At 72.0% G+C, this 24,605-nt stretch carries 24 protein-coding genes; 9 read left to right on the top strand and 15 right to left on the bottom strand.

Going from position 1 to position 24,605, the window contains the following annotated elements; translation table 11 throughout:
- Positions 1-74 precede the first annotated feature (74 nt).
- Positions 75-566: a MarR family winged helix-turn-helix transcriptional regulator gene (locus tag ABCS02_RS31035; RefSeq protein ID WP_345839578.1), complete on the bottom strand. Its 492-nt coding sequence runs from the start codon at positions 564-566 to the stop codon at positions 75-77.
- 176 nt (positions 567-742) lie between these two features.
- Here ABCS02_RS31035 and ABCS02_RS31040 point away from each other — a divergent pair, with 176 nt between their 5' ends.
- Both ABCS02_RS31040 and ABCS02_RS31045 read left to right on the top strand, forming a co-directional pair.
- Positions 743-1,372: a LysE family translocator gene (locus tag ABCS02_RS31040; protein WP_345839579.1), complete on the top strand. Its 630-nt coding sequence runs from the start codon at positions 743-745 to the stop codon at positions 1,370-1,372.
- Positions 1,373-1,455: 83 nt separating this feature from the next.
- Entirely contained in the window at positions 1,456-2,214 is a 759-nt protein-coding gene (locus tag ABCS02_RS31045) for a GntR family transcriptional regulator (protein ID WP_345839580.1), read from the top strand.
- A 10-nt stretch (positions 2,215-2,224) separates the two neighbouring features.
- Here ABCS02_RS31045 and ABCS02_RS31050 read toward each other — a convergent pair whose 3' ends face one another.
- Genes ABCS02_RS31050 through iolC form a run of 7 tightly spaced genes read right to left on the bottom strand, consistent with a single transcriptional unit; the run spans position 2,225 to position 10,609 of the window.
- Complete coding sequence (locus tag ABCS02_RS31050; RefSeq protein WP_345839581.1) at positions 2,225-3,250, bottom strand: Gfo/Idh/MocA family oxidoreductase; 1,026 nt, start codon at positions 3,248-3,250, stop codon at positions 2,225-2,227.
- Positions 3,251-3,300: 50 nt separating this feature from the next.
- Complete coding sequence (locus ABCS02_RS31055) at positions 3,301-4,245, bottom strand: sugar phosphate isomerase/epimerase (protein ID WP_345839582.1); 945 nt, start codon at positions 4,243-4,245, stop codon at positions 3,301-3,303.
- Positions 4,246-4,291: 46 nt separating this feature from the next.
- Entirely contained in the window at positions 4,292-6,229 is a 1,938-nt protein-coding gene (iolD, locus tag ABCS02_RS31060; RefSeq protein ID WP_345839583.1) for a 3D-(3,5/4)-trihydroxycyclohexane-1,2-dione acylhydrolase (decyclizing), read from the bottom strand.
- Positions 6,226-7,128, bottom strand: coding sequence for a 5-deoxy-glucuronate isomerase (gene iolB / locus ABCS02_RS31065; RefSeq protein WP_345839584.1), 903 nt, complete (start codon positions 7,126-7,128; stop codon positions 6,226-6,228). The genes iolD and iolB overlap by 4 nt, the downstream gene beginning before the upstream one ends.
- 11 nt (positions 7,129-7,139) lie before the next feature.
- Positions 7,140-8,690: a CoA-acylating methylmalonate-semialdehyde dehydrogenase gene (locus ABCS02_RS31070; protein WP_345839585.1), complete on the bottom strand. Its 1,551-nt coding sequence runs from the start codon at positions 8,688-8,690 to the stop codon at positions 7,140-7,142.
- 43 nt (positions 8,691-8,733) lie between these two features.
- Positions 8,734-9,654 (bottom strand): aldolase, encoded by a 921-nt coding sequence (locus ABCS02_RS31075; RefSeq protein WP_345839586.1) that lies wholly within the window; start codon positions 9,652-9,654, stop codon positions 8,734-8,736.
- Entirely contained in the window at positions 9,641-10,609 is a 969-nt protein-coding gene (gene iolC / locus ABCS02_RS31080; RefSeq protein ID WP_345839587.1) for a 5-dehydro-2-deoxygluconokinase, read from the bottom strand. The genes ABCS02_RS31075 and iolC overlap by 14 nt, the downstream gene beginning before the upstream one ends.
- A gap of 93 nt (positions 10,610-10,702) precedes the next feature.
- Here iolC and ABCS02_RS31085 point away from each other — a divergent pair, with 93 nt between their 5' ends.
- Positions 10,703-11,116, top strand: a complete 414-nt coding sequence (locus ABCS02_RS31085; RefSeq protein WP_345839588.1) for a tautomerase family protein — start codon at positions 10,703-10,705, stop codon at positions 11,114-11,116.
- Between the two features lie 4 nt (positions 11,117-11,120).
- Here the strand turns inward: ABCS02_RS31085 and nhaA are convergent, their stop codons facing one another.
- Together nhaA and ABCS02_RS31095 are read right to left on the bottom strand one after the other, a co-directional pair.
- Entirely contained in the window at positions 11,121-12,989 is a 1,869-nt protein-coding gene (gene nhaA / locus ABCS02_RS31090; protein WP_345839589.1) for a Na+/H+ antiporter NhaA, read from the bottom strand.
- 126 nt (positions 12,990-13,115) lie between these two features.
- A complete protein-coding gene (locus ABCS02_RS31095; RefSeq protein WP_345839590.1) occupies positions 13,116-13,982 on the bottom strand; it encodes a helix-turn-helix transcriptional regulator in 867 nt (288 codons plus the stop codon).
- 133 nt (positions 13,983-14,115) lie between these two features.
- On the opposite strand from ABCS02_RS31095, the gene ABCS02_RS31100 reads away from it, so the two are divergent.
- Positions 14,116-15,147 (top strand): NAD-dependent epimerase/dehydratase family protein, encoded by a 1,032-nt coding sequence (locus ABCS02_RS31100; protein ID WP_345839591.1) that lies wholly within the window; start codon positions 14,116-14,118, stop codon positions 15,145-15,147.
- Between the two features lie 65 nt (positions 15,148-15,212).
- On the opposite strand, the gene ABCS02_RS31105 is transcribed toward ABCS02_RS31100, so the two are convergent.
- On the bottom strand, positions 15,213-15,968 hold the full coding sequence (locus tag ABCS02_RS31105; RefSeq protein WP_345839592.1) for a BTAD domain-containing putative transcriptional regulator: 756 nt from the start codon (positions 15,966-15,968) through the stop codon (positions 15,213-15,215).
- A gap of 49 nt (positions 15,969-16,017) precedes the next feature.
- Here ABCS02_RS31105 and ABCS02_RS31110 point away from each other — a divergent pair, with 49 nt between their 5' ends.
- Positions 16,018-16,176: a DUF1059 domain-containing protein gene (locus ABCS02_RS31110; RefSeq protein ID WP_185275210.1), complete on the top strand. Its 159-nt coding sequence runs from the start codon at positions 16,018-16,020 to the stop codon at positions 16,174-16,176.
- A gap of 17 nt (positions 16,177-16,193) precedes the next feature.
- Positions 16,194-17,039: a sulfurtransferase gene (locus tag ABCS02_RS31115; RefSeq protein ID WP_345839593.1), complete on the top strand. Its 846-nt coding sequence runs from the start codon at positions 16,194-16,196 to the stop codon at positions 17,037-17,039.
- A 6-nt stretch (positions 17,040-17,045) separates the two neighbouring features.
- Here the strand turns inward: ABCS02_RS31115 and ABCS02_RS31120 are convergent, their stop codons facing one another.
- Together ABCS02_RS31120 and ABCS02_RS31125 are read right to left on the bottom strand one after the other, a co-directional pair.
- Complete coding sequence (locus ABCS02_RS31120; RefSeq protein ID WP_345839594.1) at positions 17,046-17,861, bottom strand: ABC transporter permease; 816 nt, start codon at positions 17,859-17,861, stop codon at positions 17,046-17,048.
- Positions 17,858-18,739: an ABC transporter ATP-binding protein gene (locus ABCS02_RS31125; protein ID WP_345839595.1), complete on the bottom strand. Its 882-nt coding sequence runs from the start codon at positions 18,737-18,739 to the stop codon at positions 17,858-17,860. The genes ABCS02_RS31120 and ABCS02_RS31125 overlap by 4 nt, the downstream gene beginning before the upstream one ends.
- Before the next feature lie 142 nt (positions 18,740-18,881).
- Between ABCS02_RS31125 and ABCS02_RS31130 the strand changes: the two genes are divergently transcribed.
- Complete coding sequence (locus tag ABCS02_RS31130) at positions 18,882-19,094, top strand: hypothetical protein (RefSeq protein WP_345839596.1); 213 nt, start codon at positions 18,882-18,884, stop codon at positions 19,092-19,094.
- A gap of 87 nt (positions 19,095-19,181) precedes the next feature.
- On the opposite strand, the gene ABCS02_RS31135 is transcribed toward ABCS02_RS31130, so the two are convergent.
- Entirely contained in the window at positions 19,182-22,208 is a 3,027-nt protein-coding gene (locus ABCS02_RS31135) for an FAD-binding and (Fe-S)-binding domain-containing protein (protein WP_345839597.1), read from the bottom strand.
- Between the two features lie 131 nt (positions 22,209-22,339).
- On the opposite strand from ABCS02_RS31135, the gene ABCS02_RS31140 reads away from it, so the two are divergent.
- Positions 22,340-23,365, top strand: coding sequence for an SDR family oxidoreductase (locus ABCS02_RS31140; RefSeq protein WP_345839598.1), 1,026 nt, complete (start codon positions 22,340-22,342; stop codon positions 23,363-23,365).
- A 175-nt stretch (positions 23,366-23,540) separates the two neighbouring features.
- Positions 23,541-24,101: a hypothetical protein gene (locus ABCS02_RS31145; RefSeq protein WP_345839599.1), complete on the top strand. Its 561-nt coding sequence runs from the start codon at positions 23,541-23,543 to the stop codon at positions 24,099-24,101.
- A 27-nt stretch (positions 24,102-24,128) separates the two neighbouring features.
- Here ABCS02_RS31145 and ABCS02_RS31150 read toward each other — a convergent pair whose 3' ends face one another.
- Positions 24,129-24,347, bottom strand: a complete 219-nt coding sequence (locus ABCS02_RS31150) for a hypothetical protein (protein ID WP_345839600.1) — start codon at positions 24,345-24,347, stop codon at positions 24,129-24,131.
- Positions 24,348-24,605 lie beyond the last annotated feature (258 nt).

A 24,605-nucleotide genomic window follows, 5' to 3' on the forward strand; every position in this document is an offset into this window, starting at 1 on the left:
ACGCGGCGGATTCTCCGCCCACTCGGCGACTTTGGGGCGAGTTTGCGCCGTCTCGCGCGGTTGGTGAGGCTGGGTCAGGACTGGTTGAGGCGGGCGAGGAGGGTGGCGAGGCGGGAGACGTCGTCCGGGCCCCACTGGCGGAGGCTGCGGTAGAGCTGCGCCTGGTCGGCGGCGCGCGCCTCGTTGACGCGCTCGATCGCGGCGGGGGTCGCGACCAGGAAGCTGGCGCGGCGGTCGGCCGGGTCGGTGCGGCGCTCGACGAAGCCGAGCTCCTCCAGGATGCGCACCTGGCGGCTGACGACGCTCTTGTCCGTCGCGAGCTCCCCGGCGAGGGCGCCCGCGTGCACGGGCCCGGTCCGCACCAGGGTGTTCAGGAGTTTGAAGCCGACCGGCTGGAGGTCGGGGTGCACGCGCGCGGACCGCTCGCGCATCCCGGCGCTCACGCGGTTGAAGAGGATCGTGAACTGCTCCTCCACCGCCGCGATCGCCGTGTCGGCCGGGTCGGTGGGAGCGGATTCGGGGCGGGCGACGCTGTCATCCAGCGCGACCTGCTCCGTGTTGTCCATGGGCGCGATCATAACGCGTCCGGTCAGCGTCGTTCCTGGGGTGGCTAACGGAGGAGATCTGTGCGGCCGGACCCCGGAATCGCAGTCAGCGGAGGAGATCGGGACGGGTGAGGGCCGTAGGTCCTCCGTTGGCGACCGGCGGTGGGGGTGGGGCCTGTGCCCCCTACACTTGCTGCATGACAGCCCCCGCCCTCCTCGCCTTCGCGGGCCTCTGCGCGATCCTGGCGGTGACGCCCGGCCCCGACACGTTCCTCGTCCTCCGGTACAGCCTGGCCCGCCCGGGCGCCGGCCTCGCGGCGTCGGCGGGGTCCGCCGTCGGCTCGATGCTGTGGGCGCTCGCCGTCGCGTTCGGGCTGGCCGCGCTGCTGGAGCAGTCCGCCGAGGTCTACCGCGTCGTCAAGATCGCGGGCGGCCTCTACCTCCTCTACCTCGGCGTCGCAGCGCTGATCGCCAGCCGCCGGCACGCCGCCCAGGGTCCGGAGGCGAGGGTGCGGACGACCAGCCTCCACTCCGGCTTCCTTGCTGGGGTGCTGTCCACGGTGATGAACCCGAAGGTCGGTCTCTTCTTCCTCGCGATCGCGCCGCAGTTCGTCCCCCACGACGGCGCCGCGATCGGCAACACCCTCCTGCTGGGCGCGATCGACGCTGTCGTCGCGGCGGCGTACCTGACGGTGGTGGCGCTGCTCGCGTCGCGGGCTGTGCTGTGGCTCAAACGGCCGGCGGTGACCAAGACGCTCGAACGCGTCTCGGCCGCGATCCTGGCAGCACTCGGCATCGGCACCATCGCGCTGAGCGCCGCCGAATAGGCCTACGGGCGTGCGCATGGGCTGACAAGATCCACAAGGTGTACGGTTGTTCTGACATTTGGACCGACCTGTGGAGGACGCGGATGCAAGCCGAGTACCCGCTGCCCGCGGACCTGTTCGACAGCCTCGACAAGTCCAGCCCGGTGCCGCTCTACTACCAGCTCGCGACGGCGCTGGAGGCGGCGATCCGCGCCGAGACGGTGCCACCGGGATCCCGCCTCGAGAACGAGATCTCGCTCGGCAACCGGCTCGGGCTGTCGCGTCCCACCATCCGCCGCGCGCTGCAGGAGCTGGTCGACAAGGGCCTCCTGGTCCGCCGCCGCGGCATCGGGACGCAGGTCGTCCACGGCCGGGTGACCCGCAATGTCGAGCTGACCAGCCTCTACGAGGATCTGGGCCAGTTGGGGCAGACGCCGACGACCCGCGTCATCTCCTACGAGATCGGGATCGCGGACGAGACCGCGGCGCGCGAGCTCGGGGTCAAGCTCGGCTATCCCGTGCTGGAGCTCACCCGGCTGCGGTCGGCCGACGGCGTGCCGCTGGCGATCCTCGAGAACACGCTTCCCGAGGACTTCATCGACATCCCGCGCGAGGACCTGGAGACCCGCGGCCTCTATCAGCTGCTGAAGGCGCGCGGCGTTGCCATCCGGGTCGCCAATCAGCGGATCGGCGCCCGCGCCGCCAACGCGAACGAGGCCGACCTCCTGGAGATCCGCCGCGGGTCGCCGCTGCTCACCATGTCGCGCACCGCGTTCGACAACTCCGGCCGGGCGGTGGAGTTCGGCCGGCACGTGTACCGTCCCGACCTCTACTCGTTCGAGCTCACCCTGGTCGACCGCTGATCGACGCGGCTCAGGCGTAGAACGCGGGGCGCTCGACCGACTCGACGGGGACGGGACCGGACTGCTCCAGCGCCCGGACGCCGGCCTCGCACGCGAGGGCGACGAGGTAGCCGTCCCACGCGTTCGGCCCGGCGATGAGCGAGCCGTCGCGCACGGCGTCCACCCACGCCTGCACCTGGGCGTCGTAGGCGCGGGCGAACCGGGTCTTGAAGGTCGTGTGCTCGGCGATCGAGAACGCGGCGTCGGACCAGCGCTGCAGGCCGGACGGCTGGCCGATCCGCGCGACGCCGGTCTGGAAGACCGCCTCGGTGCCGACCTGATAGCCGAAGCGCACGCTGACGTTCATCTCCACGTCGACCAGGACGCCGTTCTCCAGCTCGATGAGCACCAGGATGGGCTCGCGGAGCCGCTCGGGCGCGAGGTCGTTGCGCCGCGGGTACTTGACCTCGACGCTGCGTACAGGCGAGCCGGCGAGCCACGGCATGACGTCGAACTCGTGCACGACCGAGTCGGTGATGAGCATCGACTGGGTGTAGCTGTCGGGCACGGACGGGTTGCGGTGCACGCCGCGCAGCATCAGCAGCTCCCCCGCGTCGCCGCCGACGATCAGCTCGCGCAGCGCGCGGTACTCCTCGTCGAAGCGGCGCATGAAGCCGAGCTGGATGTGCGGGCGGTCGAGCTTCTGCTCCAGCTCCACGATGCGCAGCGACGACGCGCTGTCCGGCGTCAGCGGCTTCTCGCACAGGATCGGGAGCTTCGCCTCCAGCGCGGGCACGAGCACGGGCTCGTGGAACTGGCCGGGCGTCGCGATGATCACCGCGTCGAGGGCGGAGGCGTCGAGCGCGTCCTCGACGCTCGCGAAGGCCCGCGCTCCGGGCGCCGCGGCTGCCGCGGCCTCCGCCCGTCCGGCGTCCGGCTCCACGATCGCGGAGACGGTGGCCCCGCTGATGGTGCGCGTGATGCGCTGGATGTGGTCGGCGCCCATCTGCCCGGCGCCGACGACGCCGACGCGGAGGTCCTGGTTGCTGGTGGTCATGCGGATACGGCTCGATTCTGTGCGTGGCGGAGGGTGTCAGCGGGCGAAGGTCAGCGGGTGCGGGTGAGCGGCGAGCATCCGAAGATGTGCCGGCGCGTGCGGGTGGCGATCCCGAGCGGGACGTCGATGTCGATGCCGGGCATGTCCTGCTCGACGATCGCGAAGGTCTCGGGGTCGATGGCGGCGACTGCCTCGATGATCGGAGCGAAGTCCGGGATGCCGGCCGGCGGCTCGACCATCACGTCGATCGCGGCGTCCGCGAACGCGACGTCGTTCTTGAGCACCTCGAAGCGCAGCTCCGGGTCGATCTGCTTGAGGTGCAGATACCCGATGCGCTCCGGGTGGTCCTGGATCAGCGTGACGCTGTCACCGCCGTAGTAGGCGAAGTGGCCGGTGTCGAGACAGAGGTTCACGTAGCGCGGATCGGTCTGCGCGAGCAGGCGCTCGACCTCGCGGTGCGTGCCGACGTGGGAGTCGGCGTGCGAGTGGAACTGCTGACGGAGACCGTATTCCTCGAGCAGCATACGACCGAGGCGGTCGTGCCCGGCGGCCAGCGAGGTCCACTGCTCGTCGGTCAGCGTGCGCGGCTCCAGCGTCTCGCCGGTGGCGTCCGACCGCCAGAGGTCGGGGATGACCACGATGTGCTCGCCGCCGACCGCCCGAGTGAGCGCGGCGACCTTCTCGACCTGCTCGACGGCGCGGTCCCACTGGTCGGCTCCCTTGTGGAAACCGGTGAAGACGGTGCCGCCGCTGATCCGCAGGTCCCGCTCGGCGAGCTCGTCCAGGAGCTGCGCCGGATCGGTCGGGAGGTAGCCGTACGGCCCGAGCTCGATCCAGTGGTACCCCGCGGCCTGGACCTCGTCGAGGAAGCGGTCCCACGGGGTCTGCCGCGGGTCCTCGGGGAACCACACGCCCCACGAGTCGGGCGCTGTGCCGATGCGGAGGCCGGAGGTGTGCGCCTCGGGCGCGCGGTGGTCGGTGGCGGTGTCGGTCATCGTCGTCCTTCGGTGGCTGTGGTGGTCGTGGTTCGGTGCGGCGCGCTCACCCGAGCAGAGGCCGCTGCTGCTTCTGCTGCCGGACGTAGGCGGCGCGGGCGGTCCGCGTGCTCTCCAGCGCGGAGACCTCCGCGACCGGGACGTCCCACCAGCCCTCGCCGTCGGGCGCGTAAACGAACGGGTCGGAGTCGATGTGGATGAGCGTGGAGGTCGTGGACGCCTTGGCCGCCGTGACGGCCTCCTCGAGTCGGGCGGCGGCATCGGGGCCGGGCGCCAGCTCGATCACGTCGATGCCGAAGCTGCGGGCGTTGGCGGCGAGGTCGACCGGCAGGAAGTCGCCGCGCTCGAAGTTCAGCTCGGCCTCGTCGCGGTACCGGTAGCGCGTGCCGTAGCGCTGCGAGCCGACCGTCTCGGAGAGGTGGCCAATGGACGCGTAGCCGTGGTTCTGGATGAGCACGACGACGATCTTGATGCCCTCGGCGACGGCGGTCGCGAGCTCGGTGTGCAGCATCAGGTAGGAGCCGTCGCCGACCAGGACGATGACGTCACGGTCGTCACCGGCGGCGTCCAGCCCGCGTTTGACGCCCATCCCGCCGGCGATCTCGTAGCCCATGCACGAGAACGCATATTCGACGTGGTAGCCGAGCGGGTCGCGGACGCGCCACAGCTTGTGCAGGTCGCCGGGAAGGGAGCCCGCCGCCTGCACGACGACGTCGCGCGGGTCGGAGGCGCGCTGGACGGCGCCGATGATCTGCGGCTGCCCGATGAGCGCGGACTCGGCTTCGAGGGCCGTGGGAGCGAGGGCCGCGTCGACGACGGCGTCCCACTCCGTCTTCTCCTCGGCTATCCAGGTCGCGTAGCCGGGGTGCACCGTGTACCCGGCTAGCGCTTCGGTCAGCGCCGCGAGCGCTTCCCGAGCGTCGGCGATCAGCGGGAGCTGCGAGCCGTGCTTGTAGGCGTCGAACGGCGCGACGTTGACGTTCACGAACTGCACGTCCGGGTTCTGGAAGACCGTACGACTGGCGGTGGTGAAGTCGCTGTAGCGGGTGCCGACGCCGATGACGAGGTCGGCCTGCGCCGTGATCCGGTTGGCGGCGGTGGTGCCGGTCGCGCCGACGCCGCCGAGGTACTGCGGGTGGTCCCAGCTCAGGGAGCCCCCGCCGGCCTGCGTGGTGCCGACCGGGATGCCGGTGGCCTCCACGAACGCGCGCAGCACGTCCTCCGCGCCCGAATACAGGACCCCGCCGCCCGCGACGATCACGGGACGCTGCGCGCTGCGGATCGCGTCGACGGCCGCCTGCAGCGCCCAGCCCTCCGGGAGCGGACGGCGGATGTGCCACTCGCGGGGAGCGAGGAACTCCTCCGGGACGTCGAGGGCCTCGGCCTGCACGTCCTCGGGCAGCGCGATGGTCACCGCGCCGGTCTCGGCCGGGTCGGTCAGCACGCGCATCGCCGCGAGCGCAATGGAGAACAGCTGCTCCGGCCGCTGCACGCGGTCGAAGAACCGCGACACGGGCCGGAACGCGTCCGTCACCTGCATGCCGAGGTCGTGCGGGTGCTCCAGCTGCTGAAGCACCGGATCGGCGACGCGCGTCGCGAAGGTGTCGGACGGCAGCAGCAGTGCCGGGAGGCGGTTCGCCGTCGCGAGGGCGGCGCCGGTGATCATGTTGGCGGCGCCCGGCCCGACCGACGCGGCCGAGGCGAGCGTGGCCCGGCGGCGGTGGATGCGCGCGAAACCGACCGCCTGGTGGACCATCGCCTGCTCGTTGCGCGCCTGGTAGTACGGCATCCGGGCCGCGTCCTGCACGTTCGCCTGCTTGAGCGCCTGGCCGATGCCGGCGACGTTGCCGTGCCCGAAGATGCCGAGCATCCCGGGGATGGTGCGCTCGCGCACGTCGCCGTCGACGGTCCACTGGTTGGCGAGGAACTCGACGAGCGCCTGGGCCACCGTCATCCTGCGGGTCGTCGCCGTGTCGGTCATCATTGGGCGGCTCCTTGCGTGGTCGAGACGTAGGGAAGGCGGGGGTCGGTGTCCTGGGCGGTCCAGGTGTCGCGCAGCCAGGCCTGGCGCGGGTCGTCGCTGATCAGCCAGGCGCGCTCTTCGCCGGGACCGGCCATGACGTTGAGGTAGTAGAGGTCGTACTCGGGGGCTGCGACGGCCGGGCCGTGGTAGCCGAACGGCACGAGCGCGATGTCGCCCGTGCGCACGAGCGCGTTGGTCTCGATATCGCCGGCGGCCGAGCGATAGGTGGCGAAGCTCCCGAAGGCGTCCGCGGTGGGTGGCGCGCCGGCGCCGCGGACCGGGGCGGCCTCGAAGTAGTAGATCTCCTCCAGCCGGGACTCGTGGCCCGGCACGTCCTCGTCGTGCTTGTGCGCGGGGTGGGACGACCAGTTGCCCGCCGGAGTGATGACCTCGCACACGATCAGGGAGGCCGCGTCCAACGCGCCCGGAGTGCCGAAGTTGTGCACCTGACGGCTGTCCCGGCCGGCGCCGCGCAGCTCGACGGGCACCGCATGCTTCGCGATGTACACCGACGGCTTGCGGACACGCGTCGGCGCCTCCGCCACGGCGACCCGGCCGAACCCGCTGATCGTCAGACCGTTTCCGGCGCCGACGTAGACCACATCGGTCGGCCCGTCGAACACGCTCGACCGACCCGCGAGATGGGTGGTCTCCCCGTCGTGCTCGATTGCGAACGACCCGGCGAGCGGGACAACGATGCGCTCGACGTCACCGGCCTCCAGCTCGACCGCGTTGCCGGCGAGCTCCGCGACCCGGAGCCCGGTGTGCTGCCAGCCGTCGAGGGAGTCGTCGACCACGGACTCCCACCAGCGGTCGGTCAGCGCGCCGCGCGGGAAGAACCATTCGTTGTGCTCTGCCATGTCCGCGATCCTCAGGTGTTCTGCGGGAAGCCGAGGTTGATGCCGCCGTGGGTCGCCGGGTCGAGCCAGCGGCTGGTGATCGCCTTCTCGCGGGTGAAGAAGTCGAAGCCGTGCACGCCGTAGGCCTTGGCGTCGCCGAACAGGGAGGCCTTCCAGCCGCCGAACGAGTGGTAGGCGACCGGGACGGGGATGGGCACGTTGATGCCGATCATGCCGACCTGCACCTCGTTCTGGAACCGCCGGGCGGCGCCCCCGTCGTTGGTGAAGATCGCGGTGCCGTTGCCGAACTGACCGGAGTTGATGAGGTCGAGGCCCTCCTGGAAGGTCTGCACGCGCACCACCGAAAGCACCGGCCCGAAGATCTCCTCGCGGTAGGCGGCGGAGGTGATCGGGATGTTGTCGATCAGGGTCGGGCCGAAGAAGAAGCCGTCCTCATGTCCCTCGACGGTGAAGCCGCGACCGTCGACCACGATGTCTGCGCCGTCCGCCTCGGCGATGTCGACGTAGCCGGACACCTTGTCCCGGTGCACGCCGGTGATCAGCGGCCCCATATCCGGCTCGCCCTGGCCGTCGCCCGCGCCGTTGCCGATGCGCAGCTTTCCGATGCGCTCGGTGATCTTCGCGATGAGGTCGTCCGCGACCGGCTCCACGGCGAGCACGACCGAGACGGCCATGCAGCGCTCGCCCGCCGCGCCGTACCCGGCGTTGACCGCCTGGTCGGCGACCAGGTCGAGGTCGGCGTCGGGGAGCACCAGCATGTGGTTCTTCGCGCCGCCGAGCGCCTGGACGCGCTTGCCGTTCTTCGACGCCGTCTCGTAGATGTACTGCGCTATCGGGGTCGAGCCGACGAACGAGATGGACTGCACGACCGGGCTGTTCAGGAGGCCGTCGACGGCGAGCTTGTCGCCCTGGAGCACGGTGAAGACGCCGTCCGGGAGGCCGGCCTCCTTCCACAGCCTGGCGAGCCACAGCGCCGCCGACGGGTCCTTCTCGGACGGCTTGAGGACGACCGCGTTGCCCGCGGCGATCGCGACGGGGAAGAACCACATCGGCACCATCGCCGGGAAGTTGAACGGCGAGATGACCCCCACCACGCCCAGCGGCTGCTTCAGCGAGTACACGTCGATGCCGGTGGATGCGTTCTCGGAGTAGGCGCCCTTGATCAAGTGCGGGAACCCGGTCGCCAGCTCCACGACCTCCTGACCGCGCAGGATCTCGCCCATCGCGTCGGAGAGCACCTTGCCGTGCTCGGCCGTGATGATCGACGCCAGCTCACCCTTGCGGGCGTTCAGCAGCTCCCGGAACGCGAACAGCACCGACTGCCGCCGGGCGATGGAGTACTGGCCCCACACCTCGAACCCGCGCTGCGCCGACGCGATCGCCTCGTCGATCTCTGCTTGATCGGCGAGGGCGACATTCGCCGTCGGGACGCCCAGGGCCGGGTTGAAGACGGGAGCGGTACGCCCGCTCGTGGAGGGCCGCTCGGCGCCGTCGATCCAGTGCGGGATCGTCGGCAGCTCGCCCGCGGCGACGGGGGCGGTGGAGGTGTCGGTGCTCGTCATGGTGTCGTTCCTTCGAGGTGCTGCGTGCGGTGAGCGGGCCGGATCAGCGGCCGTGGACGAGGGAGGCGGCGATGTCGACGGCGCGGCCGACGTCCCCGTCCTTCGGATAGAGGAGGGTACGCCCGACGACGAGCCCGTGCACGCCCGGGAGCGCGAGCGCGGCCTCCCACGACGCGAAGGTCTCCTCGGGCGCGGCGTCGGTGTCGCCGCCGAGCAGGAGCGTGGGCAGCGTGGTCGCCGCCATGACGCGCTCCATCTCGGGAACGACCGGGAGCTTCAGCCAGGTGTACGCCGACGAGGCGCCCAGGCCGGAGGCGATGGCCACCGACTGGATGACCGCGTCCGTCGTGAGGTCGTTGACGATCCGCCCGTCGCTCCACCGGCTCATGAACGGTTCGAGGAGGATCGGGAGCCGCGCCCTGGCAGCCGCGGTAACCGCGTGCGCCGTCGCCTCCAGCGTGCGCGCCGTGCCGGCGTCCTCCAGGTTGACGCGGACGAGCAGCTTGGCCGCGTCCACGCCGTCGTGCACCATCGCGTCGACGTCGTAGCCGGTGTAGCGGTCGTCCATCTCGAAGACGGCGCCGCGGAGGCCACCGCGGTTCATCGAGCCCACGGCGATCTTGTCGTCGAGGGCGCCCAGCAGCGCCAGGTCTTCGATGATGTCGGGGGTGCCGAGCACGCCGTCCACCCCCGGGCGGGACAGCGCGAGCGCCAGCCGCTGCAGGAGGTCGTAACGGTCGGCCATCGCGATCGGGTCGTCGCCGACGCCGAGGGCGCCGCGGGCCGGGTGGTCGGCCGCGACGATGAAGAGGCGGCCGTCGTCGCGGACGAGCGGGCGCCGGGTGCGCGCGGCGAGCACGGTTGCGACGTCGTCGGGGCTGGTGTGGCGGCGGGCGCGGAGGCGCTCGAAGGCGGCCGCGTCGATGATCGGAGCGGAGCCGGCGATCAGGTCAGCTGTGGACATTCTGGAGCTCCTTCAGCACCGACTCGACCTCGGCGGTCGTCGGCATGGCGGTGGAGCACTCGCGGCGCGTGGCGACGATGGCTCCGGCGATGTTGGCGAAGCGGATGACCCGCTCCAGCGACCAGTCCTGCAGCAGGCCGTGGCAGAGCGCGCCGCCGAAGCCGTCGCCCGCGCCGAGGCCGTTGACGACCTCCACGAAGTACGGAGGCACCTCCACGGTCTCCTCGCGCGTCTTGGCAAGCACGCCGCGCGGGCCCTGCTTGACGACGGCCAGCTCGACGCCGCGCTCGAGGAGGGCGTCGGCCGCCCGCATCGGCTCGGTCTCGCCGACCGCGATCTCGCACTCCTCCCGGTTGCCGACCGCGACGGTGACCTGGGCGAGCGCGCGCTCCACCTCGGCCGTGGCCGTCGCCCCGCTCGGCCAGAACATCGGCCGGTAGTCGAGGTCGAGGACGGTGAGCGGCCGCCGACCCCGCGCCTCCCACGCCACGTGGTGCGCGGTGCGGCTCGGGTCGCGGGACAGGCCGGTCACGGTCGACCAGTAGATGCGGGCGCGGCTGATCGCGTCGAGGTCGAGGTCCTTCGCTGTGAGGGCGAGGTCGGGAGCGAGGGGGTCGCGGTAGAAGTACAGCGGGAAGTCGTCGGGCGGGAAGATCTCGCAGAAGGTCACCGGCGTCTTGAGGGTGTCGACCGTGCCGACGAACCGGTCGTCGACTCCCAGCCGGCGGAGCTCGCGGTGGGCGTAGCGCCCGAACGGGTCGTCGCCGGTTGCGGTGATCACTGCCGAGCGCAGACCGTGCCGGGCGGCGGCGATCGACACGTTGGTCGCGCTGCCGCCGAGGAACTTGCCGAACGTCTCGACGTCCTCCAGCCCGACCCCGTCTTGCAGGGGGTAGAGGTCGACACCGATGCGCCCGATGGTGATCAGGTCGAACGTCTCCCCATGCTCGGTCATGTCGGGAACTCCTTCATCGGGGGCGTGCTGTGGTTCGTGTCAGAAGCGTATCATTTGACAGGACAAACTATCAATCTGCACAACGGAGGTCCCATGCCCCTCGTCCGGATCGAACTCCAGGAGGGCCGCCCGGCGTCAGCCGTCCGTGCCATCGCCGACGCCGTCCACGACGCCATCGTGAGCGAGTACCGCATCCCCCGGCGCGACCGGTTCCAGATCATCACCGAGCGCCCGGCCGGCTCGATCATCGCGGAGGACGCCGGGCTCGGCTTCGAGCGCAGCGACGGCGTGGTCGTCATCCAGATCTTCACGCAGCGCGGCCGCGCGACCGAGGCCAAACAGAGCCTGTTCGCGGAGATCGCACGCCGGCTCGGGGAGGTCGGCGTCGCCGGGGAGGACGTCTTCATCGGCTACGTCGAGAACGGCCCGGAGGACTGGTCGTTCGGCTTCGGGAGGTCGCAGTACCTGACCGGGGAGCTCGCCGTGCCGGGCGCGGCGCTGGCCTGAGCAATCACGGCGCCGCGACGCTCGCCTGCAGCGCCCGGATGAGCGACTGCGCGTCGTACGGGCCCGTGTGGCGGCGGCCGTTGATGAAGAAGGTCGGCACGGCTGTGATGTCCATCGCCTCCGCGTCGAGCATGTCGTCCCGGACGCGCGCGGCCACCTCCGGCGAGCTCAGGTCGGCCTCGAACCGCTCCAGGTCGAGGCCGAGCTCCACCGCGCGCCGCATGATGTCCGACGGGAGCTGGTGCTCCTGATCGGCGAACAGGCTGCGCTCGAACTCGAAGAACTTCCCCTGCCGCGCGGCCGCCTCCGAGGCCTCCGCCGCGGCGAGGGCGTTCGGATGGAACCGCGTCAGCGGAGCGTGCCGCCACACATACCGGAGGTCGTCGCCGAGGACCTCGCGCACCTCGCCGACCGATCCGGTCGCCTTGAGGCAGAAGCCGCACTGGAAGTCGCCGTACTCGACGATCGTGAACGGGGCGTTCGGGTCGCCGAAGACGTGGTCGCGCCTCGGGTCGACCGGGCGCACCAGCGTGAGCCCCATCTCCTCCTTGGGCCGGTGCACGTCGGAGAGACGGAACACGATGGTCGCGACGACGAACGCGATCACCGTCGCCGCCAGGACGCCGACCCGGGCGGCGTTCTGGGCGGCCTCCCCCGGGATGGCGAGGTCCACGATGAACAGCGAGATGGTGAAGCCGATCCCGCACAGGGCGGCGCCGCCGGCCAGCCGGTCCACCGTGAGGCCCGGGCCGAACTCTCCGATCCGCAGCGCCCGCAGCAGCACGGTCGAGCCGAAGACGCCCACGAACTTGCCGACCACGAGCCCGGCGACCACGCCCCACGCCAACGGGGAGACCACCGCGCCGGCCAGGATGTCGCCGTTCAGCCGCACGCCCGCGTTGGCGAGCGCGAACAGCGGCAGCACCACATACGCGACGTAGGGCGACCACGCCGACTGCAGCCGCTCGTTGATGGAGATGGACTCCCGGAGGCTGTTGGCCGCCGCCCGGGCGTACTCGGTGTTCGGCGACTGCCGGAACGTCCTCGCCAGGTCGAGCGCGTGCTCCACGTCCCGCCGGTTGGGCCGGTACACCGGGATCAGCAGCGCGATCGCGACGCCGGCCAGCGTCGGGTGCACGCCGGAGGCGAGGAACGCCAGCCAGACGATCACCGCGAGCGTCCCGTAGACGGGCCCGCGCCCTCCGCGGAGGTAGCGCGTGAAGTAGACACCCACCAGCCCGACCGCGGCGACGATCAGCGGCACCGGGTTGAAGTCCTTCGTGTAGACCAGCGCGATGATGCTCAGCGCGCCGATGTCGTCCACCACGGCGAGTGCGAGCAGGAACACCCGGAGGCGGCCGACCGCGCGCGGCCCGATCAGGGCGAGGCCGCCGACCAGGAACGCCGTGTCGGTGGAGATCACGACGCCCCAGGCGTTGGCATGGCCGGTCCCCATCGCGAACAGCACGAAGATGACCGCCGGCACTGCCAGCCCGAAGATCGCCGCGACGACGGGGACGACCGCGCGGGACCAGCTCGTCAGCTCGCCGATCGCGAACTCGCGCCGCACCTCCAGCCCCACGGTGAAGAAGAAGATCGCCATGAGCGCGTCGTTGACGAGCGCGTGGAGGGTGAAGTCGAGGTGGAGGTCGCCCAGCCCGAGCGTGAGGTGCGTCTCCCAGAAGTGCTCGTAGCCGGTGAAGGAGATGTTCGCCCAGACGATGGCGATGAGCGTCGCGAGCAGCAGGAGCAGCGCGCCGATGCGGCTGCGTCCCATGGCCCGGAACCGCTCGGCCAGGGTGGGCCGGCGGTCGCGGGACGTGCCGACGGCCTCCGGATCCGGCGAGCGCTGGATCAGCGTCAGGTTCGTCATGGTCCATCTCAACGCTTTCGGCGCGAGAGCGCCAGACCCCGGGGCGTGTGGGCGCTAGTGGAGGACTCTGGAAATCGAACCAGACAAGTCGCCCCGATAGGCGAGTCCCCCGTGGATCACTCCACCTTACAAGCTCGACCGCTCGGCCGCGGCCTCCGCCGCTGTGTCGGCCAGCGCCCCCAGCAGCCGCAGCTTCTCCGCGTCGGCGTCCGTGGCGGCGTGGTAGAGCACGAGCACGATCCCGTCGGTGCCGGTGACCTGCAGCTTCTCGCGGTGGACGGTGAGCGGCCCGACCTGGGGATGCTGGAAGGCGAAGGTCGCGCCCTGGCGCTCGCGGACGTCGTGCCGGCTCCACAGCCTCCGGAACACCGGGCTCGCGATGAACAGCTCGCCGACCAGCTCGACCACGCGCGCGTCGTCGGCGTCGGCGCCGACCGATCGCCGGAAGCCCGCGATCAGCACGGCCGAGGCGGCCTCCCAGTCGGGGAAGAGCGCCTGCTCGGCCGGGTCGAGGAACACGTCGCGCATCCGGTTGCGTCCGGGGACGAGCCGCGGCGAGAGCGCGGAGGCGAGGGCGTTGGCGGCGAGCACGTCGAGGTATCGGCCCTCCACGAACGCCGGGAACGGGAGTTGCGGGACCAGCGCGGCGAGGCTCTCCGGGAGCGTCTCGGCGCGCGGTCGGCGCGGCCGGCGCGGCGCCCGGTCGCTGTCCGGCAGCCCGAGCAGGTATGCGGTCGCCTCCTCGTCCAGTTGCAGCACGCGCGCGATCGAGCGCAGCACCTGACCGGACGGGTTGCGGTCGCGGCCCTGCTCCAGCCGGAGGTAGTACTCGGCGCTGATGCCGGACAGCATCGCGACCTCTTCGCGGCGGAGGCCGGCCACCCGGCGCGTGCCGAGCACGGGGATGCCGAGGCTCTCGGGCGAGACCAGCTCGCGCCGGGCGCGCAGGAACTCGCCCAGCAGGTTGCCCTGCCCCTCCGGCTCGACGCTCATGCGGTCCACGCTACGCGGAGACGGGCCGGGCAGGGTGTCCCTCCGACTACCAGTGTCGACAGGGGGCTGGATGCGTCCGGCCGGTGGGGGAACCATCGAAGGGTCAGCACCAGACCAACCGAAAGGACCGAGCATGGCAGACCAGCGCATCCTCGTCACCGGCGGCTCCGGCTTCATCGCCGGGCACATCATCCTCCAGCTTCTCGGCAGCGGCCACGAGGTCCGCGCCACCATCCGCTCGCTCGACCGCGAGGACGCCGCGCGCGCCGCGCTGGCCGAGGCCGGGATGACGAACGGCGACGCGCTGCACTTCGTCGCGGCCGACCTCCTGGACGACGCCGGCTGGGCCGAGGCGGTGGACGGCGTCGACGCCGTCCTGCACGTCGCCTCACCCGTCCACCTGGGGCCGGTCGACGACGAGGACGACGTGATCGTGCCGGCACGCGAGGGCACGCTGCGGGTGCTGCGCGCCGCCCGGGACGCGGGGGTGCCGCGCGTCGTGCTGACCTCCGCCTTCCACGCGGTCGGGTTCGGTCATCCTCCCCTCGACCGCGCGTTCGCGGAGGCAGACTGGTCGCCGCTCGACGGCCCGGGGATGGACGCCTACGGGCGCAGCAAGGTGCTCGCCGAGCGCGCGGCATGGGAGCTGCTCGACGGCGGCTCCACCGAGCTGGTCACGATGCTCCCGGTCGCGGTCGTCGGGCCGCTGATCGGCACAGGAATCTCGGGCGCGAACCACCTGGTGCGGCGCGTGCTCATGGGCGAGCTGCCCGCGTATCCGGATTTCGCCGTCCCGTTCGTGGATGTGCGGGATGTCGCCGCGGCGCACATCGCCGCGATCACCGCAGAGGGCGCGGCGGGCGAGCGCTTCCTGCTCGCGTCCCAGGAGGACGCGGTGCCGCTCGCGGAGGTCGGAGCGGTGTTGCGGGACGGGCTCGGCGAGCGCGCGAGCCGGGTGCCTGCCGCGACGGCGTTGCTGCCCGATGCCGCGGTGCGCGCCGCGGCCGAGGCGAACCCGGGGATGCGGTCGATGGCGGCCGAGCTCGGCTACCGGAAGAAGGTGTCGACCGAGAAGGCCCGGCGCGTGCTCGGGTTCGACCCGCGCCCGTGGGAGGAAGCCGTCATCTCCGCCGCCGACAGCATGCTCGCCAAGGGCGTCGCCTGACATCGAGGGGCACGTAAACGCCCCTAAAGCGCGGTTTTAGGGGCGTTTATGTGCCCCTCGGCGGTTCAGGAGTCGGCGAGGAGGGACGCGTAGAGCTGCTGGGTGGCGGGGCTCGGGGAGACGCCGAGCTCGTCGCGCAGCACGGCGCGCAGCTCGCCGTACACCGCGACCGCCGCCCCGACGTCGCCCTGGCGCTGGAGTGCCCGCATGAGCACCTGGTAGCCGGTCTCGCGCAGCGGGGCGACCGACACCAGGCGGCGCCCCGCGCGCACGGCGGCAGGAAGCTCGGTGCCCCCCATCTCCAGGGTCGCGGCCGCGTAGGCGTCCAGCGCGCGCACGAGGATGTCGGCGAGCGTGCGGCGCTCCTCCTCGATCCAGCCGGCGTCCTCGCCGGGCAGGAACTCCCGCTGGGCCACCAGCATCGCGCCGATCGCAGGACCCCAGGCCGCCGCCCAGTGTCCGAGGGCGACCTGCGACTCGGCGCGGTGGACGGCCTGCTCCGCCCACTCCACGTCGACGTGGGCGTCCTCGCCGAGGTCCAGGCGCAGCGCCGTCCGCCCCTCCAGCGCGTCGGCGCCGAGCAGCCGCCGCAGCTTGGACACCAGCGGGTTCAGCCCGGCCCCGTGGGCGGCGACCGCGCCCGGCCAGACCGCCTCGGCCAGCTCCTCCCGGGTGCACGGCCGGTGCCGGTTGAGCACGAGGTACGCGAAGAGCAACCTCCCCTGGCGGCCGGGGAGGGCGTCCTCCAGCCGCTCCCCCGCCGCTTCGAGGTGCAGTGTCCCGCAGAGCTGCACCCGGACTCCACCGGACGCCAACGTCATGCCAACATTCTGCCAACGGGCCCTGCGTAGAACTATGAGGGAGGACGAGATGACCAGGATCATCCGGTGCGAATGCGGCTACATCGCCCGCGGCGAGACGGACGCGGAGGTCGTCGACGACATCAGCGCCCACATGCGGTCCGACCATCCTGCCCTCTTCCAGGCAGTCGCGCGGGAGGACCTGCTCGGCTGGATCCAGTTGGAGTGAGCCGCAGGGAGGCCACCATGAGCTCCACAACCACCACCACCATTACCCGAGCCGACGTGCGCGCCGATGCTCCCCTCGTCGGGCCCGACTGGCTCGAATCCCACCTCACGGACCCCGGCGTCCGCGTCATCGAGGTGGACGTGAACGCCACCGCCTACACGTCGGGCCACCTCCCCGGCGCCGTGCTCTGGAACCCGTACGCCGACCTCAAAGGCCCGGACTACCGGCCGGTCGCGGACGACGCGATCCGCGCGCTCTTCGAGCGATCCGGAATCACCCCGGACACGACCGTCGTGTTCTACGGCTACGCCCCGTCGCTCGGGTTCTGGCTGATGACGCTGTTCCGGCACGCGGACGCGCGCATCCTCGACACCTCCCGTGCGGTCTGGCAGGAGGCCGGCCGGCCGTGGACGACGGAGACGCCGGAGGTCGCGCCCTCCCGCTATCCGCTGCCCGAACCGGACGACGCGATCCGGGCCACCGCCGCCGACGTGCGCGCGGCGATCGCGCGCGCGGGCACCACGATCGTGGACTCCCGGAGCGCCGCCGAGTACACCGGCGAGCGCTTTTGGCCGTCCGGGACCCCGGAGCCGGGAGGCCGCGCGGGCCGCATCCCGTCGGCGGTGAACGTCGACGCGGCCGGCGTCTTCGACGAGCGCGGACGGTTCCGCGACCGCGACACCCTGGCGGGCATGTTCGCCGCTATCGACCCGGACGCGGAGGTCATCACCTACTGCACGATCGGCAACCGCGGCTCTGCCGAGTGGTTCGCGCTGCGCTACCTGCTCGGCCACGCGAACGTGCGCGTCTACGACGGGTCGTGGGCGGAGTGGGGGCACGACCCGGACACGCCGATCGAGTGAGGTCGCCTACTGGCCGTCCTTCCGGATCCACCGGAAGGACAGCCGGCACGCGACCAGCCCGGCGACGAGCCAGATCAGCAGCACCACCGCGATCCAGCCGAGCTGCCAGCTCCCGCTCGGCTCGGCCGCCTCGAAGCTCGCCGGGAGGAACACGCTCCGCATCCCCTGCGCGATCCACTTGAGCGGGAACAGGCTGGCGATGTTCTGCAGCCAGGTCGGCAGCAGGTTGAAGGCCAGGTAGACGCCCGAGATGAACTGCAGCACCAGCACGATCGGGATGATGACCGCCGTCGCACTCTTGCCTGTGCGCGGCACCGCGGAGAGCGCGATGCCCAGCACGGCGGACGTGACGATGCCGAGCGCGTAGATCCAGGCGAAGCGCAGCCAGGCCTGCGGGTCGGTCGGCAGCGCCACCCCGAACAGTACCCGCGCGACGAACAGCAGCAGCCCGATCTGGAGGATGCTCGTCGCGATGACCTGGCCCATCTTGCCCAGGAAGTACGAGACGACCGGCAGCGGGGTGCCGCCCAGGCGCTTCAGCGTCCCGTCGCTCTTCTCCACGGCGATGTCGACGGCGAGGTTCTGCACGCCGCTGAGGAGGATGCCGGCGGCGATCATCCCCGGCAGGTAGTAGGCCGCCTGCGTGATGCCGCCGCTGCCGTCCGGGGCCGCGCCGACCTTGCCGAGGCCCTGGAACGCGACCGAGAAGATCCCGAGCATGACCACCGGGAACAGGAAGGTGAAGAAGATGGTGTCCGCCTGGCGGAAGTACACGAGCACTTCATAGCGGATGCGGGCCCAGCCCAGCGCGACCGAGGTCATGCGGCCACCTCCTCGGCGGCCCGCTGGTCCGCCTCGCGCACCAGCCCGAGGTAGATGTCCTCCAGGCTCGGGCGGATGACCTCCAGGTCGCGGGGCTCCCCGCCGGCCTCGGCAGCCAGTCGGGCGACCAGCGCTCCCGGCGCGTCGGTGCGCTCCTCGTGCGGGGAACCGGTGGAGTCCCGCCAGCGGACGATCGGGACGCGCGCGGCCGCCCCGCCGATCGCGTCCACCGCGCCGATGTCGAGCAGCGCGCCGTGCGCGATGACGGCGGCCCGGTCGCTCAGCTGCGCGGCCTCGTCCAGGTAGTGGGTGGTGAGCAGGATGGTCGTGCCCTCCCGTTTCAGCCCGCGCACCAGTTCCCAGAACTGCCGACGGGCCTCCGGGTCGAACCCGGTCGTCGGCTCGTCGAGGAAGAGCAGCTCCGGACGCCCGATCACGCCGAGCGCGACATCGAGCCGGCGGCGCTGGCCTCCGGACAGGTTGCGGATGCGGACCTTCGCCTTCTCCTCCAGCCCGACCGCCGCGATGACCTCCTCGACGTCGCGGCTGCGCGGGTAGTAGCGCGCGAACTGCGTGAGCTGCTCGCGGACGGTCACGTTCGCCGCCTCGGCCCCGGACTGCAGCACGATCCCGAGCCGCGCCTTCCACGCGGTGCCGGCTTTGCCCGGATCGGCCCCGAGGACGCTCGCCTCGCCGTCCGACCGGTCGCGGTAGCCCTCCAGGATCTCGATGGTCGTGCTCTTTCCCGCACCGTTCGGCCCGAGCAGTGCGAAGGTCTCGCCCTCGGCGATCTCGAAGTCGACGCCGCGCAGGGCCTCGAAGGACCCGTACGACTTGCGGAGGCCGCGCACGACCACGGCGGGAGGACGTGAGCTCATGCGGCAATCATGCCGTGCGCCGAGTGGAGTGCGCATCCTCCGCCGGCAGTTCGAAGCGCTGATGAATCCGCGGATCGCCATCGACTTTCCGCGCGAATCGGATCACACTTGCGCATAACGCGTACACCTCGGGAGGTGCCGCATGGGTTCGCTCATCTACGACTCCACGGTCATCGAGTTCGACGAGCGCCTGCTCCTGCATCTGCAGATCGTCATCGTCAACAAACTGCGGCGACACGAGAGCTTGACCGGCCCCGTCGTCACCGGCGAGGACGGCCGCTCGGAGGTGTCGGGACGCGGCGTGGGATCGCCGCCCGTCGTCCAGCACCTGATGGACGGCGCACTGCGCGGCTGACCTCCCCGGCCACCGCGGCGATGCGGAGTCGGGGCGACCGAGCGGCGGGGACGAGTGTTTCGGGACCTCGTCCCCGCCTTGGCCTGCTCACGAGCGCTGCCGCACCCGCTCGGAGGAGAGCGCGCGCTCGACCGCTGCCGCAGGGATGCGCTCGGCGGCGCGGCCCGGACGGTCCACGCGTACGGGCACGCCACGGCGCTCGCCGAGCTGCAGCGCGAGAACCTCGGCGAGGTGCAGCGGCCGCTGACCCGGGCCGAGCATGTCGGCGAGCTGCTCCACCTGCGTGCGGCAGCTGAAGCCGTCGGCGATCACGCGCGCGTCGGCGCTCGCCTCCCGGAGGGCGGGCAGCAGCGCGTGCTCCGCTGCCGCCGCCGACACGTCCAGGTGGCCGGCCTCGAAACCGAAGTTGCCCGCGAGGCCGCAGCAGCCCTCCACGGTGGTGGTCTCGATGCCCGCCGCATCGAGGATGGCCTGGTCCGGCGCGAAGCCGCCGACCGCGTGCTGGTGGCAGTGCGGCTGCACCACCGCGCTGCCGCCCACGTGCGGAGGCGACCACTCGGGCGTCCGCTGCAGCAACTCGGCGAAGGAGGTCGCCCGCTCCGCGACGACGGCGACGTTCGGGTCGTCCGGGAGGAGCTCCGGCGCGTCGGAGCGGAACACCGCGAGACAGCTCGGCTCCAGCCCGACCAGCGGGACGTCGTCGCCGAGCGCCGCGGCGAGCGCCGCCGCGGTGTGCGCGAGCATCCTCCCCGCCGTCGCGAGCTGCCCGGTCGAGATCCAGGTCAGCCCGCAGCAGAGGTGCCCCGGCGGCAGGACGACGCGGTAGCCGGCGTCCTCCAGTACGGTCACCGCCGCGCGGCCGATGGAGGGGTGGAAGTTGTCGGTGAACGTGTCCGGCCAGATCATCGCGTCGCCCAACGGCGCGGGAGGCGCGGGCGGCCGGGCGGCGAACCAGTCGGTGAAGCGCTGCGGGGCGAACCGCGGCACCGGCCGGTCGGGCTCCACGCCGCCGAGGCGCTTCGCGACGCGCGCGACGCCCGGGAGGCGGGCGAGCCGGTTCACGAGGGCCGGGGCGACGCTCGCCAGCCGCGCCCAGACCGGCAGCCAGCCCATCGTGTAGTGGGCGGCCGGGCGCAGCCTCCCCGCGTAGTGGTGCGACAGGAACTCCGCCTTGTAGGTCGCCATGTCGACGTTCACCGGGCAGTCGGTCTTGCAGCCCTTGCACGACAGGCACAGGTCGAGCGCGTCCCTCACCTCGGTGGAGCGCCAGCCGTCGGCGATCGGGCTCTCCCGGTACTGCCCCTCCAGCATCTCGAAGAGCAACCGTGACCGGCCGCGCGTGGAGTGCTCCTCCTCGTTCGTCGCGCGAAACGACGGGCACATGACGTTGCCGCTGTGGCTGCGGCAGTTGCCGACTCCCACGCAGCGCAGGGCGGCGCGGTCGAACTGCCCGCGGTCCTTCGGGTAGGAGAAGTGCAGCTCGACGTCGACCTTCGGGCGGTAGCCGGTGCCGAGCCGGAGGTCCTCGGTCGGCGGGTTGGGGCGCACGACCTTGCCTGGGTTCATCCGGTCGTGCGGGTCGAACAGCGCCTTGAACCGCTCGAACAGCCGGATGACCTCCTCGCCGAACATGATCGGCAGCAGCGCGCCGCGCGCCTGCCCGTCGCCGTGCTCGCCCGAGAGCGACCCGCCGTACTGCGCGACCAGCTCGGCGCCGCGGCCGATGAACGCGCGGTAGTGCGCGATCCCCTCCTCGGTGACCAGGTCGAACGGGATGCGGCAGTGCAGGCAGCCCTGCCCGAAGTGGCCGTAGCGGGAGACGTTCTCGTAGCCGAACTCGTGGAGGAGCCGGCCGAAGTCGCGCAGGTAGTCGCCCAGTCGCTCCGGGGGCACGGCGGCGTCCTCCCAGCCCTCCCAGGTGTCGGGCCGGTCGGGGATCCACGCGGTCGCGCCGAGGCCGGCCTCGCGCACCTCCAGGATCTCCTTCTGGTGGGCGGGATCGTCGAAGACGCGATCGTCCGGCACGACGTCCCGCTCGCGCAGAGCGGCGACCGCCCGCTGTGCCTTCGCGTCGGACTCCTCCTGGCTGTCGCCGTCGAACTCGCACACCAGCCAGCCGTCGCCCTCGGGAAGCAGGTGCAGCGCCTCCACGTTCTGCCGCTTGGTCTTCTGGTCGTTCACCAGCACGCTGTCGATGCCCTCGATGGTGAGCGGGTCGTGCACGGCGATCGTCGGGGCGGCGTCGGCGGCGTCCTCGATGCTCGGGAAGCCGAGCACCAGGAAGGTGCGCGCCGACGGCAAGGGCACCAGGTCGAGCTCGGCGCGCAGCACCGTGACGAGCGTGGACTCCGAGCCGACCAGCGCCCTGCCCACGTCGAAGCCCGCCTCCGGCAGCAACGAGTCGAGGTTGTAGCCGGAGACCCGGCGCGGGATGCGCGGGTAGCGCTCGCGGATCAGGTCGCCGTCCTCCTCGGCGAGGTCGCGCATCGCGGTGTAGAGCTCGGCGACCCGGCCGCCGGCGCGCTGGATGCGCTCGAACTCCTCGGTGGAGGTCGGCCCCGCCCAGAAGCGGTCGCCCTCGTAGGTCAGCACCTCCAGCCGGCGCACGTTGTCGTCGGTCTTGCCGTAGGCCTGTGCGCTGGAGCCGCACGAGTTGTTGCCGATCATCCCGCCGAGCGTGCAGTGCGAGTGCGTCGCCGGCTTCGGGCCGAACTGGAGGCCGTGCGGGGCGAGGATCGCGTTGAGGTCGTCGAGCACGATGCCGGGCTCGACCACGGCCACGCGCGCGTCGGGGTCGAGGGAGAGCACCCGGTTGCAGTACTTGCTCCAGTCGATGACGACGCCGTGGTTGGTGCACTCGCCGGCGAGGCTCGTGCCGCCGCCGCGGCTGAAGACGGGGGCTGCGAACTCGCGGCAGACGGCGACGGCCTCCACCGCGGCCTCCACGGTGCGCGGGATGACGACGCCGATCGGCACCTGCCGGTAGTTGGAGGCGTCGGTCGAGTAGGCGGCGCGGCTGCCGTCGTGGAAGCGCACCTCCCCGTCGACCCGGTCGGCGAGTGCGCTTGCCAGCGTGCGGACGTCCACGCCGCCGGAGGTGATGGTGCTCGTCATGGTCGCGCCTCCCTGTCGTCCGAGGCCTCCACTGGGATGGAATGCCCTGGGACCGCTCAGCGCAAGGGGTTGAACGGATCCGGAGGCGGCGGAGCATCGGTATCGACCGACACTGAGCGAGAGGAGCACGCGTGAGCCGCATCGAGACGCTGGAGGGCGCCGTCGTCGTCGTGACGGGCGCCAGTGGAGGGGTCGGCCGCGCCGCCGCCGTCGAGTTCGCTCGGCACGGCGCGAGCGTCGCGCTGCTGGCCCGCGGCGAGGCGGGGCTGGAGGCCGCGGCCGGCGAGGTGCGTGAGGCCGGCGGCCAGGCGCTCACCGTACCGGTCGACGTCGCCGACGCGGACGCGGTCGAGGCCGCGGCCGAGCGCGTCGTGGGCGAGTGGGGCCGCATCGACGTGTGGGTGAACTGCGCGTTCTCGTCCGTCTTCGCGGAGGTCGGCCGGATCACGCCGGACGAGTTCCGCCGGACCACGGAGGTGAGCTACCTCGGCTTCGTCTACGGAACGATGGCGGCGCTGCGCCGGATGCGCCCGGCCGGCGGAGGGACCATCGTGCAGATCGGCTCGGCGCTCGCCTATCGCGGCATCCCGCTGCAGTCGGCGTACTGCGGCGCGAAGCACGCGATCGTCGGGTTCACCGAGTCGGTGCGCGCCGAGCTGATGCACGACCACAGCGACGTCGCGATCACGATGGTGCACCTGCCCGCGATGAACACCCCGCAGTTCCGCTGGCTGCTATCCCGGCTTCCGAAGCAGGCGCAGCCGGTGCCGCCGATCTACCAGCCGGAGGTCGCCGCCCGCTCGATCGTCCGCGCCGCGGTGCGGCCGCGGCGGGCGTACTGGGTGGGCGCGTCCACGGTGGAGACCATCCTCGGCAACCGGGTCATCCCCGGCCTCCTCGACCGCTACCTCGGACGGACCGGGTTCGCGTCCCAGCAGACCGACGAGCCGCGGCCCGCCGACCAGCCTGCCAACCTGTGGGAGCCGGCGGACCGGGAGGTCGACCACGGCACGCACGGCCCGTTCGACGACCGGGCGAAGCGGACGAGCGCGCAGGCCTGGGCATCGCGGAACCGGCGCGCTCTCGGCGCGGTCGGCGCCGCCCTCGCCGGCGCGGCCCTCCTCACCGCAGGCAGCGCGGCCTCCCGCCGCCGCTGACCGCAGCGGGGTGGCGACACCCCCCGCACGCCCCCCCCGGGGTGTGGGGGGTGTTGCCACCCCTCTGCTGTTTCCAGAGGTTGGTCAGGAGGCGCTCAGGGGGCGCAAAGCGCGGGCTCCTAGGGTGGTGCTCCGCGCGGGAGGTCCGCGCGAGGCGAGCGGGCGGAGGTGCGGGATGCGCAAGGCTGTCGTCGCCCTCCTGGTGGCCACCCTCGTCGTCGCCGGCGGCCTGTTCGCGGCCTCCCGGCTCGTGGCCTCGCCCGCGGTGGTCGCCGCCGTGCCCCCGCCGTGCGCCGACGCCACCGCGACCACGGTGGCCAGCCGCGCGGTGCCGAAGGGGCCGGTCGCCGGATTCTGCGCACCGGAGCTCGCGATGGCCGCGACGATCCTCCAGGCCGCCCGCGACCAGGGCGTCGGGCAGTACGGCGAGACCATCGGGGTCATGACCGCGATCGGCGAGTCCGGCCTCCGCAACCTCGATTACGGCGACGCGGCGGGCCCGGACAGCCGTGGGCTCTTCCAGCAGCGGGACAACGGCGCGTGGGGCACCCTGGCCGACAGGATGGATCCGTACACGGCGGCGACGAACTTCTTCCGCAAGCTGGCGCGCCTCCCCGGCTGGCAGTCGATGACGCCCACGGAGGCCGCGCACGCCGTGCAGGTCAACGCGGACCCCGGCTACTACGCGCAGTACTGGGGCGACGCGCAGACGGTCGTCGCCGCGCTGGGCGGCTGAAACGCTCGCTCAGCGGCTGAACCGCGCTCAGCGGATGTAGGAGGCGTCCGGCCCGGTCTCCCCTGAGCTCTCCAACGGCGGGTCGCGCAGCTCGCTGAGCTCGGCGACGGCGCTCTCGATCGCGTCGAGCGCGAGCCGCAGCGGCTCGACCCAGGCGGCGGGGCCGGCGCTCGCCGCGGTCGCGGCCGACGCGAGGCTCGCGCGCGCCCGGCGGATGGAATCCTCGGCTGTCTCCAGATTGTCCATGCCGCCATCGTCCCACCGCCGGGGGCAGTGCGGGCGCCTGAGAGTCCTGACAGACGCCGCGCACGGCACCTCGCCCGCGTTCACCTGCGCTTCTCGCTCCCCCGCTGGGATCCAGGCGACGACACGCCCGGCCTCGCGAGCCGCCGTAACCCCGCATTCATAAACCGTTTGGTTGACCCCCCGACGAGGGTCAATCAGTGTCTAGCCTGTGGCCTCGCTATGAGGTCCCTCGCCTTCTCAGTTCCTCCACTTTCGGGA

This window comes from Microbacterium sp. X-17, assembly GCF_039615055.1.